Annotated in this window: 14 protein-coding genes and 2 pseudogenes; 5 read left to right on the forward strand and 11 right to left on the reverse strand. The window is 64.0% G+C overall.

The genetic code is table 11. The annotated features are described in order from the left end of the window. Positions 1–65 precede the first annotated feature (65 nt). Both ACFFIC_RS17030 and ACFFIC_RS17035 read right to left on the reverse strand, forming a co-directional pair. On the reverse strand, positions 66–533 hold the full coding sequence (locus ACFFIC_RS17030; RefSeq protein WP_377052505.1) for a copper resistance D family protein: 468 nt from the start codon (positions 531–533) through the stop codon (positions 66–68). Between the two features lie 114 nt (positions 534–647). Beyond that, a complete protein-coding gene (locus tag ACFFIC_RS17035; RefSeq protein WP_377052481.1) occupies positions 648–1,229 on the reverse strand; it encodes a hypothetical protein in 582 nt (193 codons plus the stop codon). A gap of 625 nt (positions 1,230–1,854) precedes the next feature. Between ACFFIC_RS17035 and ACFFIC_RS17040 the strand changes: the two genes are divergently transcribed. Continuing rightward, a complete protein-coding gene (locus ACFFIC_RS17040) occupies positions 1,855–2,982 on the forward strand; it encodes a DUF3616 domain-containing protein (protein WP_377052483.1) in 1,128 nt (375 codons plus the stop codon). 34 nt (positions 2,983–3,016) lie between these two features. Here the strand turns inward: ACFFIC_RS17040 and ACFFIC_RS17045 are convergent, their stop codons facing one another. Continuing rightward, entirely contained in the window at positions 3,017–3,829 is an 813-nt protein-coding gene (locus ACFFIC_RS17045) for a universal stress protein (protein WP_377052485.1), read from the reverse strand. A 405-nt stretch (positions 3,830–4,234) separates the two neighbouring features. On the opposite strand from ACFFIC_RS17045, the gene ACFFIC_RS17050 reads away from it, so the two are divergent. Then, positions 4,235–4,879, forward strand: a complete 645-nt coding sequence (locus tag ACFFIC_RS17050; protein ID WP_377052487.1) for a glutathione S-transferase — start codon at positions 4,235–4,237, stop codon at positions 4,877–4,879. Between the two features lie 1,474 nt (positions 4,880–6,353). Here the strand turns inward: ACFFIC_RS17050 and ACFFIC_RS17055 are convergent. Continuing rightward, positions 6,354–7,067, reverse strand: a complete 714-nt coding sequence (locus tag ACFFIC_RS17055; protein ID WP_377052489.1) for a DUF2076 domain-containing protein — start codon at positions 7,065–7,067, stop codon at positions 6,354–6,356. Positions 7,068–7,186: 119 nt separating this feature from the next. Here ACFFIC_RS17055 and ACFFIC_RS17060 point away from each other — a divergent pair, with 119 nt between their 5' ends. Beyond that, a complete protein-coding gene (locus ACFFIC_RS17060; protein ID WP_377052491.1) occupies positions 7,187–8,602 on the forward strand; it encodes a hemolysin family protein in 1,416 nt (471 codons plus the stop codon). A gap of 583 nt (positions 8,603–9,185) precedes the next feature. On the opposite strand, the gene ACFFIC_RS17065 is transcribed toward ACFFIC_RS17060, so the two are convergent. Further along, positions 9,186–9,308 (reverse strand): hypothetical protein, encoded by a 123-nt coding sequence (locus ACFFIC_RS17065; protein WP_377052493.1) that lies wholly within the window; start codon positions 9,306–9,308, stop codon positions 9,186–9,188. A gap of 5 nt (positions 9,309–9,313) precedes the next feature. Then, positions 9,314–9,697, reverse strand: coding sequence for a hypothetical protein (locus ACFFIC_RS17070; RefSeq protein WP_377052495.1), 384 nt, complete (start codon positions 9,695–9,697; stop codon positions 9,314–9,316). 65 nt (positions 9,698–9,762) lie between these two features. Between ACFFIC_RS17070 and ACFFIC_RS17075 the strand changes: the two genes are divergently transcribed. Then, a complete protein-coding gene (locus tag ACFFIC_RS17075) occupies positions 9,763–10,200 on the forward strand; it encodes a hypothetical protein (protein ID WP_377052497.1) in 438 nt (145 codons plus the stop codon). Between the two features lie 591 nt (positions 10,201–10,791). On the opposite strand, the gene ACFFIC_RS17080 is transcribed toward ACFFIC_RS17075, so the two are convergent. From ACFFIC_RS17080 to ACFFIC_RS17100, 5 genes and pseudogenes are all read right to left on the reverse strand, one after another. Continuing rightward, a complete protein-coding gene (locus tag ACFFIC_RS17080; RefSeq protein WP_377052499.1) occupies positions 10,792–11,856 on the reverse strand; it encodes an amino acid ABC transporter substrate-binding protein in 1,065 nt (354 codons plus the stop codon). A 470-nt stretch (positions 11,857–12,326) separates the two neighbouring features. Then, positions 12,327–13,214, reverse strand: coding sequence for an NAD(P)/FAD-dependent oxidoreductase (locus tag ACFFIC_RS17085; RefSeq protein WP_377052501.1), 888 nt, complete (start codon positions 13,212–13,214; stop codon positions 12,327–12,329). Continuing rightward, positions 13,204–13,665 carry an RrF2 family transcriptional regulator gene (locus ACFFIC_RS17090; RefSeq protein ID WP_377052503.1) on the reverse strand — a complete coding sequence of 154 codons (462 nt, stop codon included), beginning with the start codon at positions 13,663–13,665 and terminating at the stop codon, positions 13,204–13,206. The genes ACFFIC_RS17085 and ACFFIC_RS17090 overlap by 11 nt, the downstream gene beginning before the upstream one ends. A gap of 270 nt (positions 13,666–13,935) precedes the next feature. Beyond that, positions 13,936–15,027, reverse strand: a complete 1,092-nt coding sequence (locus ACFFIC_RS17095; RefSeq protein ID WP_377052507.1) for a copper resistance D family protein — start codon at positions 15,025–15,027, stop codon at positions 13,936–13,938. A gap of 180 nt (positions 15,028–15,207) precedes the next feature. Further along, a pseudogene (locus ACFFIC_RS17100) lies at positions 15,208–15,396 on the reverse strand (copper resistance CopC family protein); the annotation flags it as partial. Positions 15,397–15,488: 92 nt separating this feature from the next. Here ACFFIC_RS17100 and ACFFIC_RS17105 point away from each other — a divergent pair. Further along, positions 15,489–15,985 (forward strand): annotated as a pseudogene (locus tag ACFFIC_RS17105) (transposase); the annotation flags it as partial.

Here is a 15,985-nt window from a genome sequence, read left to right on the forward strand (position 1 = left end):
CTGACGGTCTGGGCCATGCCACCAGACTTTCAGAGCAGCGCCCCCTTGTGAATCCTACGTCTGCGTCAGTGCACTAGACGCCTGCCGGATCCAGGGGCATCTGCCGCCAGCTCGGGAGTGAGTCGGAACCGGTGCCAAGCCGCAAAACTGAGAAGTACGCCGACCGGGGCGACCTTGGATAGCAGGGCCCAGCCATAGGCTGTGGTCAGAAGTACTTCCAGGCTCCCGACCAGGAACCAGGCCAGCACCGCACCGGTCAGGACCAGGCTGCCAACGATCCAGCTAGCAGCGTGTGCCCACCGGTCAACGAGGTGGGCCGCCGCTGCACCACCACGCCTGGAGGTAAGCGCCAGGGGCCAGAGGCTTCCTGCCCAGAACGCGACCGCGAGGAGGTGGACAGTCAGGGCGGCTGCCAGCAGAGCTCGCGGGCCGTGCTGGGTGGTGTGTCCGACTGCCGTGTAGCTACCCGCAACGGCCAGGATGCCATCTGGGCCTAGGGAGGAGGCCGCGCGTGTTCTCCCGTACCGGAGGATGGGTCCAGGTCGGGGAGGAGGAACCCTGGGGCAGGGTCTACTCCGGCCTCGTCGATGCCGTCCCTTAGTTAGCGTGACGACGCTGGGGTGCCATCAGCGAAGCCCGGTACCGCCTCAGCCCGGTGCTGCATCTGGCGGAATCGCGACAGACAGCCTGATACCGCGCACGAGGCTCGCATCCCCCACGCAAGGTTCGGCTGGAAGCACCAAGACAGGTGAAGCCTCGCCCATCTGAGTCAGCACTTCCGGCAAGGCGATGGAAGCGATCAGGCCTCTCGCGTAGCAGAGCTCCTCGCCCTCCTCAGCGACGGCTTGGCCGAACGTCAACGTCGTAGTCCCACGCGGCTCCGGTAAGGCCCCAGCTTCCGGGGCGACATCAAAGCCCCAGATGGTCAGGCTGGCTCCCCTCTTTTCGACGATCCATCCGGCGATCCCGCGGGTACCGGCTCTAGCCTCCCGCTGGGCTTCGATCCAAAACAGCGGCGGCAGGACGTCCAGCACAGCGGGCGAGCGCGATACCTCGGAGGCGGCCAGCCCACGTGCCAACTCGGCAACCTCGTCGTCAACCGCGACCGCAGGCGCCCCCTCCGAACGCAGGCGCCGGGCAGCGCGCCGGACGTCCATCGGCGCGTGCTCACCCAACATCGCAACCAGTAGGCTGCCCTCGCGAAATCTCGCCCTCACCATCCCTGGCACCGTGCCTCTCCTCCATCATAACTACGAACCGCGACCAACTGTTCTGAGACCGGAGAACGGGAATCAGTCAACAGTGTTGAACCGGACGCTTCGCCCGATGCTGGCCGTCAGACTAGCGTGATAGGGACTGGCAGTGGTGCGGAGCAGACACACGGAGTAGACCAGGGCTGAGAGGATGATGCCGCTACCTTGATGCACCTGCTGGAAAGGAAAAGCTTCGTCAGGCTCGACAGCCTACTGGGAGAGGTGAACGGGCATCGCGATGGAAGGCGCTTGAGTTTGCGCTGCTCATACCCCTCATTCCGCCGATCGGGGTGGCCGCCCTGGGTTACGCACTCGGGTGGGTCGTCCTTGGGTTCGGGTGGCTGCCGCAGGCTTAGGCGACAATCAGGGAGGAACACCCTTACCGGCCAAGTAGACGACCACCGCGCGTCGTCGAGGGACCTCTGGCGGTAGGACAAGGGCCGCATCTTCGGGTAACCGTCCACACTCATTGCACCGCAGGCGGCGTGTCATCTCGGCCGCCGTCCTGAGGCCAATAGAGCGTCCGTAGGCCAGTCTTGGGCTCGCGGCTGCTATGGCGATGCAGAATCACAGTCCGCGCAGTGCAAAAGGAGCCATCACCATGACAAAGATCTCGTATTCTCGGGCAGGCAAGTCGAGGGTCTTTGCGTCAATCCTGGTGTTCGCGGTGACCTGGACCGGAGCGGCATGTGCACAGCCTGCCACTGCACCAACAGTAATCTCCACCCCGATCATCGTTGATGGCACGTTGGTAAGCGATGCGTCGAAGCCTGCCCGAGACGTGAGCGGTATAGCCTGTGCACGTCCACGGTCTGGTGGACAACGGACCTGCCTCGTGGTCGACGATGAAGCGGGCTTCGCCCAACGGGTGACGCTGGACGGAAATACAATTCGAGTAGGCAACTCGGACGTTAGCCTAATTCAGATCCTGACGCGGTTGGACGATCCGGATATCCATGGCCAGCGTCCCACTGGTTTGGCTTGCCGGGAAGACACGGACAGGTTCACTCAGCTGGATGGCGAAGGTGTTGCCTTCGAGGAAACCAGAGCGAATGGGAGCGGCGTCTTCTACGTAACCGGTTCTCACGGCTGCTCGCGAAGTTCCGGTCAAGGTCGCCCATCCCAGTTCATCCTGGCCCGCATCATCTATGACGCAGAAACCGACACGTTCGGGGAGGCCGCCCGCACGTGGCGGCTCTCCGAAGCCCTGCGCGCGGCGACCACGCTGGGCCAGCGATTCGGTCACCTCCTCGACAACGCTGGCGGAGATGGTGGTCTAGATATCGAGGGCATCGCAGTCGATCGTGGTCGTCTACTCGTCGGCTTCAGGGCACCGAACATTGGCGGGAATGCGTTCATTCTACCTGTGCCGCTGGCATCGCTGTTTGTATTTGGGGGAGCCATAGTTCCGGAGCAGCTGATCGAGTTACCCCTTGGTAGAGCCGAGGGCATCCGCGATCTTGCCTCTATCCCCGATGGGCGGTTGCTTGTTCTCACCGGCCCCGCTCCCAACGAAGCAGACGTCCAGGCACGGCTCATGGCGTTCGATCCCCTGGTGGGAGCTGCTTCTCTCGCTGAACTCGCCAAGCTCCCTGCTCCGACACCCAACAGTGCCAAGTACGAGGGTGTGGTCGTCTTGGAACAGGCAGGAGGCGCCTTGAGTGTGGTCATCGTCCAGGACGGGCCGCCGAATGGAAACCCAGCCAGGCTTCGGATATCACTTCCCTAAATACCGAGCGCTCGTGTTTGGCCCCCCCCCCGGCTCAGTGCCGCATGAGCAGGGGAAGGTCGGCGTGAGCCAGCACGTAGCGGGTGACGCCGCCAAGGAGTGCTTCGACCAGAGGACTGTGCGCGTAGGCACCCATGATCAGCAGGTCGATGTCGAGTTCGCGAGCCTTATCGAGGAGCTTCTGGCCGAATACCTCGGGACCAAGAGGGAGCACGTGCAGTTCCGCCTGGACCCCATGGTCGGCGAAGATCCGCGGGAGATGAGGGTGCGCGGTGCCCTGGCGGAGGCCAACAAGGACATGCAGCGGCGCTGCCCCTTGGAGGTAGCGTAGGGCAGGAAGGACGGCATTGGCCGCCCGGCTGTCCTCCCTCCACGCGACCGCTACGGAGTGACCAAACTCGGCATCCCAGCGGCGCGGAACCACCAGAACAGGCCGCCCTGTCTTAAACAGGGCAGCGTGGAACGCCCGCTTCGTCGGCGGGTCGTCATCTCGGGCCGGGCGACCAACCACGACAAAGTCGACCTGACGGCCCTCGTTCACAATAGGATCGGCAAGACCCTGAACCGACGACCAGTGTGTGGTGAGGGATGCGTCTACTACGCCCGCCGCCCAGTGCTGATAGACTTCATGCAACGCTGCAATACGAGTTTCCTCAAACGCCAGGAGTTCATCCAGCAGAGGGCTCACAGATGCCTCAGGGGAGATCGTTACGTAGCCGGGTGGTGTGTGGACGGCGAGGACGTTGACGCGGCCCGCGCCAGCAAGGGCGGCGAGGCGCTCTGCCGCACGTAGCAGGTGGGCGGCCGCGTCAAGGCGCTGAAGCACTACCAGAACGACGTCGGACATGCCCGCCTCCTCTACCGGATGTGACCTCCATTCAAGGTTCGCTCAACCTACTCCTTTCCGGGCGTCCCAGCCATGAATTTAGGCGTGCCGTGGGCCTCGTCACCTCTGGAGGCGGGTGGATGGAGCAAGGGATCGCACCTTCCGTACTGAACTGGTTTCTATGTGAAACTCATATGATCCTTGCCGCCGCAAGGCTGAGCGACCGTACTCCGAAGTAGTGCTCCTCAATGGTGTCCCTTAGGGGCACCCAGGGTACGCCCCCTTCGAGGTGGTGAGCCGACCAGCAAGGTATGGGTCGGCGAGAATGGCGACACCCATAGGAGCGTGTCATCATCGCCGTCCACGGTGACCTATTATCTGGCCCTGATCCTTTCTGGTTGGCCTCAGCAGCACGTGAGCGGAAACATGACCCTGAAGATCTACGACTGGCACAATGGGCCCTACCCAGCACGCGTCCGCATCGCTCTGGCCGAAAAGGGCTTGCAGTCCCAGACCTGTTTCGTCTCGATCGATTTGAGGAAGGGGGAGCACAAGACGGAAGAGTTCCGCGCGAAGAACTACTCCGGGACCCTGCCCGTGCTGGAGCTCGACGACGGGACGCTTGTCGCTGAGTGCACAGCGATCACGGAGTATCTCGACGCGCTCGATGGCACGCCGACGCTCACGGGTAGGACGCCCCGCGAAAGGGGCGTCGTCCACATGATGAGCCGCCGGGCTGAGCTGGAGGTGCTCGACGCGATCAGTATTTACTTCCACCACGCCACGCCCGGTCTTGGCCCTCACGTGGAGGTTTACCAGAACCAGGAGTGGGGCCTGTACCAGCGCGACAAGGCCCTGCGTGGCATGCGCTATTTCAATGATGCTCTGCGTGGGCAGCCCTTCGTGGCAGGGCAAGATTTCTCGATGGCTGACATCACGCTCATTGGTGGCCTGATCTTCGCCGAACAGCTCAAGGTCTCTGTGCCGGACGAGTGCAAGGCGCTGGTCGCATGGTACACGAGGATGCAGGAGCGCTCGAGCGTGCAGAACTGGAGAACAATGTCGGCGTGACGTCCCGCTACCGGTTGAACCCAATCATCACCGATGGTGACTGGCTTCAACACCTACGTTCGGAACACCTTTTGAATCTTTAATGGCTAGAGGATGCATCCGGGTGTGCAGACGCCGCCTCCGTGGAGAGGTCCCCCTCCTCGTTTGGCTATGTCGCCACCCCCATCACCAGGGCTGCCGCCTTACCCAACCCGATGCCCCTTCCCAGGGCTCACGTGGGCAATCGGCCAGACGACCACCCTCCGGTTCCCGGGGACGGCTAACCTCGCCATGGGCCTACCGTCGGCTCGACCACGGCGCCTTGATCCGGTCGGCGGTTAACACCACCGGCTGCCTAGATTTCGATCCCTGGCTCTGCCTCGCCGAGGCTTCTGACTGAGGTGTTCAGCGCCAGCCACGGCGGTCATCACGGCGGTCGTATCCACGCTGATAGGCGCGGCTATCCCGCCGCTGCGCAACCCGCGCCCGGTGCCCTCGGTCATGGGACTTGTCGTTGTCGTCAGACAGCAGAACGGCGGCTCCAACGGCAGCAGCGGCACCAAGCCCGAGCAGGGCAGTGTTACCCGCATCAAACTCACCATTTCGGTCAGTGCAGCCACCCGTGAGTAGAAGGACGGCGAGAGCAAAGGTGGCCAGAACACGCATCAGGGATCTCCTTTATCCAGCGACGTTACCATGACCGCCCCTCCTTTCGATGCGAATTCGTAAATAAAAGGTGCCCAGTGCAACACTGGGAGATCAGGCGTTGCGAGGGCCTGCTATCACTTGGTTCTTGTCCTCAAACCCAATGCCGATCAGGGCCACCGCGTTGTCCCGCCCGTTGAGGTCCAGCTCGGGGCGAAGACAGCTACCCGGGCCTAGGCGAGCTAGAGATCTCGTGATCTGAGACTCCAGCACTTTTGTTCGACATCGATTCGATCTTCAGCTAATAAGCTGATTGCGCAACGATCGGATCGGAGATCGTTGGCACGTAGATCAAGGGGGGGCTCCAACGCGGACCATGACGTCCTCAACCAGGCCAAGCGCACTGAGCCACACTCAGATCCGGGTCATGCTTCAGGACGCCGAGGGGCTTGCAGCCGCCATGCGCAAGCAGCTGGCCCGGCGGCCGCAATCACTATGGTCTCGCGGCCGGGCTCTGATCTACCTGCTTTGCACCAGGGTTGCCTCGGCCGAGATGCGACGTCGCCTCCGTTGAGACCACGGCTGGCACGCAAATTTCAATGAGGGGTCGGTACCGATGGCATCTATGAACGCCTGGTAGTCTGCTTCCACCTCCTCGTAGGGCTTCAGCCACTCGACACTGCCGTCCTGGTCCGCGACGTAGCCGTCCAGACTTGCTGCAATGTAGCCCCTGATCCTCAACGTAATGCCCTTTCGGGTCGACTTGGCTGCTCTAGACCGTATGCCGCACCAAGAAGCATCCTTGGCTAAGCACCCGCCGGGCCGGGCAAGATGCCCGGCCCGCTTCGGTTCAGATATCCTCGTCAAAGGCGCCAGCATCATCCCCGGTCGCATCCGTCCAGGGAGAGGACGCAGGCGTGCTGACAGCCTGCTCCGCGAAGGACCCCGCGGCACCCGTGGCAACTCCGGCTGCATCGGAAACCGCTCCGGCTGCTGTAGTAGCCGCTTCGGCAGCGCCCCCCGAGAACATGCCCATGAGCGCGTTGCCAAGCACCATGCCGCCCGCGACACCTGCTGCCGTGGTCAGGGCGGTGCCAAGGAAGCCCGAGCCGCGGCCCTGTTGCTGCATCATGGCTGGGTTCATCGCGCCCGGTGGCGGCTGGATCGGCTCGGGGCGCGGAGTATAGGGAACCTGCTGTCGGTTGCCGCCGCCGAACATGCCTCCCAGGAACCCACCCCCGCCTTGCTGTGCGGCCTGGGCCTGACGCTGGGTATTCTCCAGCTCCCATTCCAAGTCCTGAATGCGATTTTGGGCCTGCACCAGCGCCGCCTCCTGCACGAAGGCAGTTTGCGTGATGCGGTAGCGCGCCTCCGGGTGGCGGGAAAACAGGTCGGAGATCAGGCGATCGGCCTCTGGGTCCACCGGCGGCAAGTTGGGGCGGGCCACCGGCGTGCCCGAGGAACTCCCTCCCCAGGTGCTGGACGACGTCGCAACCGGCTGTGGTGCGACGCCTGCGACGCGCTCCACATAGCCGGTGATGATGCGGCGCTCTTCCTCGTTCATCGGTCCTTGCAGCTCCTTGTTGCGGGGGGATGCCCGCAGCGCCGCCAGATGGCCCCCACTCTTCTATATTGCAAGAAGTTAACCTTTAAGTCAGGTGGCTGTAAGCTTGTCTGGCGAAAGTGTCAGGTCGAGGACCGTTGGTTCTCACTGTTGGGCAGGCCAGGGATGCGCATCTCGGTCACCCGCATCAGCTGGAGGTTGTTCTGTTAGAGATCGCCATCGTCCTCGTTCTCGTTGCCTTGAACGGGGTGTTCTCCCTATCCGAGCTTGCGGTGGTCTCGGCCCGCCGCCCCAGGCTCCGGGCGATGGCGGAAGTAGGACGGCCAGGAGCAAAGACGGCTCTTGCCCTTGCCTCGGATCCCGGGCGCTTTCTGTCCACCGTCCAGATTGGCATCACCCTGGTCGGCGTCCTAGCAGGTGCCTTCTCCGGTTCCGCGCTCGGCGGGCGGCTCACGGCTTGGCTGGTCGGGCTTGGTGTCCCTCAATCCGTCGCCGACCCGGCTGGGTTCGGTGGCATTGTGGCCGTCGTGACCTACCTCTCCATCGTGGTCGGCGAGCTGGTGCCCAAGCGCTTGGCCCTGAGCAACGCCGAGGGCCTTGCTTGCACGATGGCGCCCCTCATGAACGTGGTGTCCAGGGTCGCTGCCCCGGTTGTCTGGATCCTGGACAACTCGACGAAACTCATCTTTCGCCTGATGGGGCGCGGTGACGAGCCGGAGGAGACGGTCACCCAGGACGACGTGCGCTCGCTCGTGACTGAAGCGGAGCGGCACGGCTCCATCGAGACTGCGGAGCGTCACATGATCGCGGGCGTCCTGCGCTTGGGCGATCGTCCTGTGAAGGGCGTGATGACGCCCCGCGGCGAGGTGGACTGGATCGATGCCGCGGGTAGTCTGGACGCCATGAAGGAGGTCCTCATGCGGACGGCCCACTCGCGCCTGCCGGTCATCGACGGCTCCCCCGACCGCATCATCGGCGTCGTGCAGTCTCGCGAACTTTTGGCGGCCATGCTCCGCGGCGAGGCGCTCGATCCACGTATCATGGCCCGCCATGCGCCCATCGTGCCGGACACCGCCGAGGCGCTGGAGATCCTGTCCACTCTTCGGAAAGCCGAGGTGCCGATGGCGCTCGTCCACGACGAGTACGGCCACTTCGAGGGGCTGGTGACGCCGACGGACCTGACGGGCGCCATCGTGGGTGGGTTCCGCTCCGACGAGGATCCCGGGGACGAGCATGCGGCTGTCCAGCGCGAGGACGGCTCCTGGCTACTCGCGGGATGGATGCCCGCGGACGAGATGGTCGACACGCTCAGGCTCGCGATTCCCTCAGACCGTTCCTATCAGACGGTCGCGGGCTTCCTGCTCGACGCGATGAAGCGCCTTCCGCAGGTGGGCGAGGCGGCGGAGGTCGATGGCTGGCGGTTCGAGGTCGTAGACCTGGACGGTCGCCGGATCGACAAGGTACTCGCCGCGCCAATCGAGGCAGGCAGCGTGCTCGCCACCTACAGGCTTGGTGGTGGTCCACCCGTGCGATAAATCCGTAGCGCCCACTCCAGCGGTCACGGGCCAAACATTGGCTTCGCAACATGTAGGAGAAGCCCATGGTAGCGCCCGCTTATGTTTGACGATTGGACAAAGGCTGCTGCGACCTGGGTGCAGGCCAACACGGCTTAGGCGGTTCCTGCCACCTTCCTCATCGCTTTCCTGAGGTCGTTTCCGGTTATCACAGGCCGGTGCAGAAGGGTGCTGCCGATGAGCCTCGAAGAGGGCGCACATCGTATGTCCGTTAGCGAGGGGCCGCGCGACCGCCCGCTCGGACACTACCGTCCGGTCGCGAGCGACAGTCCTGGAGATCCTGCTGACCGGCGTGCTCGTCGGGCTGCTGCTGTACAGTCGGCGGCACGACCACGACCGCTAATCTTCCAGTCAAGTCGGCTGATTCTCACTTGGATGGCTGGTGCGAGCCGTGGATAGCCAGAACGTGGGTATCTTTCGTCTTTGCTGAACCCGAGGCAATCAGCCCCGCTTGAGCGGCTAGCCGCTCGGCGGCCGACCGATCACCCACAGGCAGCATCGAATGTTTGCCGTGGGTCGAGAGCAGCGGTGGTTGATTAGGTTTTCACCCTAGGCGCACCAAGTCATCATAGGCCTGCTCGGGAGGGGTATCGAGAAGCCCGGTCCAGTAGAAGGCGGCCAAGCGCTCCTCCTCCGCCCAGGACGACCCCGCGCTCTGCTCGGTCATGATGCCTACCCGGCCTGCTGTGCCTTTCGCACCTCGTCGAGCACCGCTTCATGGGTTGCCAGTATCCGCCGTAGCGTCGGCTTTCCCTTGTCGCTCGCCTCGGAGATACCCTCGTGCATTTCTTCGATCCCAGTTGTCATCTGCTCGGCCAGGCCGGATAGCCGCTCCTGTAGCTCCTCGTCGTCGTCCCTGAGTTCGGCCTTCCAAATCGCCAGGACACGACAAAACTCAGTGGCCGCGCGGGCGGGTGGAACACCCGCTTGCAGAAGCTTGATGAGAGGGGCGAGGTCGGCCGTGGGTGAGCGGGGCATCCGTAGTAGGTGGGTGGGCGGACCTTGGGTGGCTAGACGACCAGGGGCTGCTTCTAATCGAAACCAGTCATCCACCACCGTGACCGTTCCCCCGGCGGCCGGACCACATTATGGCTTGAGCCTTTCTGGCCCAGTGAGTTCCGATGCCCGAGAAGCAAGACACGACAATCCCACAGACGGAAGGTATGTCCGACGGATTTGAACTCCTTCCACTCGACCGTCTGGACCGGGCAGTACTCGGCTTGGCGGCCAAGGTGGAGGAATTGAGGGCTGCTGCTGCTGAGCATGCCCGACACGCCGACCTGATCGAGCAGCAGGCAGCAGATTTTGAGCGGCAACTCGCCATCGCGGAGGCGAAGCTGGCCGTGGAGACCATGCACTCTGCGGGACTCGCGGCTCAGGCATCCCATCTGCTTGCCGTCGCCATCGAGGCCAACGTCCTCGCCCCACCGAAACTGGTGGGTGAGGGAAATGGTGATCAGGCGCCCAGAACGCAGCTGACCCTGGTCTACGAAGCAGCCTTTGATGCCAAAGGTGCCAAACTCGGCATTGAGGATCCTGGCCGGTTTCGAGAAGTATAAGGAAGGTTGAGGCCGGGATCCGGTGGTCGCAACGGCGCTCATTTCAGCCTTTCACCGGCTTGATGGCATTTTCCATAGGCAGGCATACAATGTCGCGGACGGCTCCGTACTGATCTGCCGAACGCCAACTGTAACCCTCAGGACCGAGTAGTAGACACTGACCGTTGACGGCTCGCCCCAAGTACGGCGTCCACCAAACCGACCAGAAGCATCGATGTCCCGGCAAGCGGGAAGAGAACGCCCATCGCTATAATGCTGCATAATGCTGCCCAGCAGCACTGGAGGAACCTTGCGTACCACTCGTGGCGGAGCGGCTGTCTCGCCCTTCGAGCGCCGCTTCCACCAGATGACGGTCCCGGTAGTCACGAGCGCGAGGATGCCGATGCAGGGCAGCAGCATGAGTCTCCTGCTAGAGACGTTCGGCCTGCGTCCGCGGCTGAGCGGTGCTGCTGACCTGGGAAGCAGCGAACAGCGCCAGAAGCGATGGCAGATCGGGAAGGAGGGCTGGGCGGGCAGCGGGCGCGCCCCTTAGCCCCACCATATTGATTCACTGGACTTGCTTGCCCACTGATGGTTCAGGTCCGGGCTGTGTCAGCGCACGGGCGGCGCATACATAAGCCCACCCCGGGACGCGAGGCGGTTGGCACCCCGCTCGATGCCGAGTGGCGCCAAGCTGCGCTCCCACATCTCGGCGTAGTTGCCGACTTGATTGATCACGTTGAACGCCCAGGCGTTGTCCACTCCGAGCGCAATTCCCAGGTCCCCCTGAGCGCCCAGCAGGCGCTGCACCGACGGATCGGTGGTCGAGCGCTTCTGTTCCGCGGCGTTGGTGCTGGTCACGCCTGCTTCCTCGGCTGCCAGCAGTGCTGCACCCGTCCAGCGCACCAGGTCGAACCAACGATCGTCGCCCTTGCGCACCATAGCACCCACTGGTTCGGAGCTGATCCGCTCGGGCAAGATGACCAGCCCTTTGTCAGGTTGGGTGGTTCGAAATGCCCCCAGGTAGGAAGCGTCGTTGGCCCAAGCGTCGCAACGTCCTGCCAAAAAGGCCGTCCCGGTTTCCGTGACGCCACCGAACAGCACAGGCGTGAAACTGAGCCGGTTCGCCCGGAAGTACGCCGCAACGTCGAGTTCCGTGGTGGTGCCCTGCAGCAGGCATACCGTGGCCCCGTCCAGCCCCTTTGCTGAGGTCACGCCTGCATCCCCACGCACCACGAAGGCGGTACCATCGTGGAAGTTAACCCAGGCCATGCTCAGCCCCAGTGAGGCTTCCCTGGTCAGCGTCCAGCTAGTGTTGCGGACTAGCAGGTCTACCTCGCCCGACTGCAAGGCCGTGAAGCGTGCCTGAGGTGAGAGGGGGACAAAGCGAACCAGCTTGGCATCGCCCAGAACGGCGGCAGCGACTGCACGGCAGGTGTCGGCATCCAGGCCTCGCATCTCACCGCGGCTATCGGGGAGGGAGAAGCCTGGAGACTCACCGGACACGCCACATAACAGCAAACGTCGGGCGCGAACGGCCTCGAGCGTGGCCGATCCGCTGCCTGTAGAAGCGCCGTCCTGCCGGGACTGAGCCGACAAGGGGATCGAGGTGAGCAGACTGAATAATGCGGCCGCCGCGCCGCACAGAAAGGGGAGGACGTGCTTTGGGCGAGCCATCGTGGTTGCTCCAGAGAATGCATAGCCAACGTGGGGTGGAGGTGTTGGTTGAAAGGATCTCCTACCCTGCCACGTCGCACCACGGGATCAGACAGCGTTTGCTTGGAATCTTCGAGTCTCATCCGGACTGTTGGCTATCAGGCGCCCCAGGGTCGGCAAGGTGGTCAGGACCAGCGACCACTTTGGCACCGGACCCTGGTAGCTCACAGGCCCCCCTGTTCAGGAGGGTGCCTCCCTTCCCGGCGCCTCCGCTCCGGGGTCTCTTGGCGCCGGAACACCCAAAGCCGAGTTCCATGCTGTGCAGCATGCGGGCGTTGGCGGCGGAAAGAGCCGCCAGGACGGTGGGCACCTTCGTGTGCATCTTCGAGGGTAACCACTGTGCGTGGCGGCGCTGACCGGGCTGGTGCTGACGCTACTTGGCAACATGGTAATGTTCTGGCGCATCCCTACACCGCAGAGGTGATCGACTGCTACCCGAAGACCAGCGACTGGTGGACGGCGGTGCCAGCCATGGCCCCGTCGCCTACCGCCAGCGATACCGACCCGGCGGCGCGCGCCGCATCGCCACAGGCGAAAACACCAGGGACGCTCGTCGCCTTCCGGACATCGGTCTGAATGAAGGGGCCCATTGGTCCGTCTTCGAGAACACAGCCCAGCTGGTCAGCAAGTGGACTTGCGAAGCTCGTCCAGGGAACCAGAAAGAGACCTGCCAAGGCAATGCTGCGGCCGTCCTGAAGATGCACGGTGACCCCTTCACCATCGATGCCGCTGACAGTCGCTTCCTCGATGGTCACTCCGCGTCGTGCGAGGGCGGCCCGCTGCTCCGCGTCAGGGTGGCCGATGCCGTTGGTGAAAAGCGTCGTCCTTCCCCATTCTGGGATCAGCATGGCCTGATGGTACCAAAAGCCGTTCGTCGCCAGCACGCCAAGGTGACCCTGATCCAGCTCGTAGCCGTCGCAGTACGGGCACTGGTAGACACCTCGTCCCCAACGTTCCTGCAGGCCGGGAACATCCGGCAGGTTGTCGACGACTCCGGTAGCCAGAAGCAGGCGTTGCGCCGTGCGCTCCTCGCCGTTCTCCAGCGTCACACAGAACTGGCCGTCCTTGGCCATTGCAGCGACTGCCTTACCCTCAACCCAGGTCACCGTCGGGTAGGCCAGGAGCTGGGCCCTGGCTTGGTCGGCGATCGCTCCCGGTGCTTGCCCATCCTGACCAAGGAAGCCGTGGGATGCCTTGGCGAAGCGGTTGCGCCGCTGGCCCGCATCGACCACCACGACGTCCTTCCGCGCCCGGGCGAGTTGGAGCGCGGCCGCGATGCCGCTGTAGCTGCCGCCGACGATCACGACATCATGCTGCATGGTGGGCATCTCCTCGCTTGCTCTTGTGGTCTGCGTGGCGGCGGTGGAAATCCGCGGAGAGCGCAGCGAGCGTCACGTCGCCTAGCCGCTGCACGAGGAGGGCCTCCGCCTCCCTCATGGCATCGCTCAAGGCGTCGTTCACGGCCTGCTCCACGAGACAGACCGGGCTCTCCGTCTTGTTCCCGATGGCAAAGACCTGCGGCGCTCCGAGGGCGTCGTAGATGTCGCGCAGGGTCACTGTCTCGAAGCCGCGGGCAAGATGCCAACCGCCACCATGCCCCTTCTCAGACCGGACCAGGTCCATCTCACGCAGACCTGCCATGGTTCGACGGACAACGGCAGGATTGGTGTTCATGCACATGGCCAGTGCCTCGGAGGTCATTGGCCCATCTCGCTCCGCCATGTGGAGGAGTGCGTGAAGCACAGCTGAAAGGCGACTATCTCGCATCATGTATCTTCAAGTGATACATGATTAAGCGGGCGTCAAGTACCCGTTGGCTAGGCACACGTCCGCCAATTGAAAACGCTACGGGAGCCCGCATCCGCATGCGAGGGTGGGGATCAAGGAGGAGGACCAGCAGGCTCGTGGCCGTGTGACGCCGGACAACAGCATGCTGCAGGCTACGTAGTCGATCGCCTCAGCCAGGGACTGGCAGTCGTTCACATCTTTGGAGAGCGGCACAGAGCCCTTGCAGCATTCCGGCCTTGAAAGTCGGGTTGCTCACCTTGCGGGAGCGACCTCGAATTGGAGATGCATTGAGATCTGCTCAAAATCGCTCACCAACAGCTCAGCCCTAGCTCTCCATGGTCCCGGGACCGCCAGTTCCGGCCCCTCGTGAACGAAGGTGCCCGGTTGTGTCGCCACCATCCTGCGGCGAAGTCCGACTACCCCTGTCCCCTCATTCGAGAGTTCGAGCCAGACCTCGGCGGGCACCGCAGGATGACCATCCCGCTCGACGTGCAGGATTAGGCGGTTCGAGCCAGTGCGGCCCGGATCCACCAGGAGGTGGACAGTCCACGCCCCTAGCTGGGCGGTAGCGTTCTGCTTGGCGTCTGCCTGGTGGTGTGCGTTATGCTCGTGACCAGGGTCGTGCCTCGTAGCCACTTGAGGCGGCGTCACGCTCAGCACGGCGGTTACCCCAAGCACGCATATGCTAATCAGCCCCTCGGCTCGGATGCTCCGAGACAGGGCAGTAGGTCCCTGCGTCGGCAAGGTCGGGGTCAGCCGGAGATGGTTCACGGCGGCCAGGGCCAGGAGCACGGAAGCGCCGAGGAGCTTGGCAAGGACGAGTTGGCCATAGGTGGTGGTCACCAGGGCGGCCCAGCCCGGCATATGGCTGAGCGCCTGGATCGCACCGCTGACGAGGAGGATGGCGACGGCCGGGATGGCCAGGGCGGCGAAGCGCCGCACCGCGGGTGAAGCTTCGCCGCCTTCATGGGCCAGGAGCACCAGAAGAGGCCAGAAGGCACCGAGCCAGTAGGCCGCAACGAGCGCGTGCGCCGCAAGCAGCGCCTGCATCGGCCAGCCCCCGACAGCGGCATGGCCCGAGAGGCTCAGCCCGACCGCAGCGATGACCACGCCGAGAAGGCCCGCTGGCTGGGCGGTTCTCCCGGCAACAACCAGGGATCCCGCCACGACAGCCATCCCGACGCCAGTGACCACGCAGCGCAGGAACACCGTCGACGTTGAGGCCGCCACGATCACGGTAGGGTCGAACAGAGCTGACGGAAAAGAGGCGGCTAGCATCGCCCCGCCCTGGACCGGGATGGTTAGCAAGGCGACCACGGCACCTGCCAGCGCCGCCACCGCCATGCCGCGCCGTTGGCGTCCACCGACCTCCCGCACCAGCGCCCGGAACAGGGCACCTCCTGCACTGAGCGCGAAGGCGACATAGAACAGAAACCGCAGCACCTCGCCTGCGGTGTTCCAGGCTCTTCCCGTGTTGTTAGGTTGTGCTGATGGGGTCACGGCGGCTGCGCGCACCCCGAAGGCAAGGCTGCCGACGACGGGGTGCCCGTCGGCCGAGATGATCCGCCAGCTGGCGAGATAGGTGCCGTCCGGCAGATCTGGCGGCAGACCTGTCGAGAGCAGATCGCCTGGCCCTTGCGCCGGTCCTTCCAGGGCGATCAGACCGCTCGGACCGACAAGCCGGAGGTCCATTAGCCTTACATCCTCGTCGAAACGGAGTGCGAGGTGGTCCTAACCCCTGAAACTGGTCCGGCGGGAGGGCAAGTTTTTTGGGCACTGTAAGCCCCTGAGGAGGGGGCGGTGCCATGAAGCAGAAACGGTACACAGACGAACAGATAGCCTTTGCCTTGAGGCAGGCGGAGAGCGGCACGGCGATCGCCGAGATCTGCCGCAAGCTCGGGATCTCGGAGCCGACCTTCTACCGGTGGAAGAAGCAGTTCGCCGGGATGGGCACGGCCGAGATCCGGCGGTTGAAGCAGCTGGAGGAAGAGAACGCCAAGCTCAAGCGGCTGGTCGCCGACCTGAGCCTGGACAAGACGATGCTGCAGGACGTGCTGCGTAGAAAATGGTGAGGCCCGCCCTGCGCCGTGACGTGGTGCGCCATCTGCAGGGCGCCTACGCCATTGGCGAGCGGCGGGCCTGCCACGCGACGGGGTTCCACCGCTCCTCGCAGCGCTACCGCCCGCGGCGGGATCCACAGACGGAGCTGCGGATGCGGCTGCGCGACCTGGCCGCGGCTCGGGTGCGGTACGGCTACCGGCGCCTCCACGTGCTGCTGCGACGTGAGGGGTGGCCGGTGAAC

This window comes from Muricoccus vinaceus, assembly GCF_042433125.1.
GTDB classification, from domain to species: domain Bacteria; phylum Pseudomonadota; class Alphaproteobacteria; order Acetobacterales; family Acetobacteraceae; genus Roseomonas; species Roseomonas vinacea.

Excerpts from the sequence above, each read along its gene's own strand:
- ACFFIC_RS17040 (WP_377052483.1), top strand. The coding sequence starts at position 1,855 with ATGACAAAGATCTCGTATTCTCGGGCAGGCAAGTCGAGGGTCTTTGCG.
- ACFFIC_RS17045 (WP_377052485.1), bottom strand. The coding sequence starts at position 3,829 with ATGTCCGACGTCGTTCTGGTAGTGCTTCAGCGCCTTGACGCGGCCGCC.
- ACFFIC_RS17050 (WP_377052487.1), top strand. The coding sequence starts at position 4,235 with ATGACCCTGAAGATCTACGACTGGCACAATGGGCCCTACCCAGCACGC.
- ACFFIC_RS17055 (WP_377052489.1), bottom strand. The coding sequence starts at position 7,067 with ATGAACGAGGAAGAGCGCCGCATCATCACCGGCTATGTGGAGCGCGTC.
- ACFFIC_RS17065 (WP_377052493.1), bottom strand. The coding sequence starts at position 9,308 with ATGACCGAGCAGAGCGCGGGGTCGTCCTGGGCGGAGGAGGAGCGCTTG.
- ACFFIC_RS17075 (WP_377052497.1), top strand. The coding sequence starts at position 9,763 with ATGCCCGAGAAGCAAGACACGACAATCCCACAGACGGAAGGTATGTCC.
- ACFFIC_RS17080 (WP_377052499.1), bottom strand. The coding sequence starts at position 11,856 with ATGGCTCGCCCAAAGCACGTCCTCCCCTTTCTGTGCGGCGCGGCGGCC.
- ACFFIC_RS17085 (WP_377052501.1), bottom strand. The coding sequence starts at position 13,214 with ATGCAGCATGATGTCGTGATCGTCGGCGGCAGCTACAGCGGCATCGCG.
- ACFFIC_RS17090 (WP_377052503.1), bottom strand. The coding sequence starts at position 13,665 with ATGATGCGAGATAGTCGCCTTTCAGCTGTGCTTCACGCACTCCTCCAC.
- ACFFIC_RS17095 (WP_377052507.1), bottom strand. The coding sequence starts at position 15,027 with ATGGCGGTGGCGGCGCTGGCAGGTGCCGTGGTCGCCTTGCTAACCATC.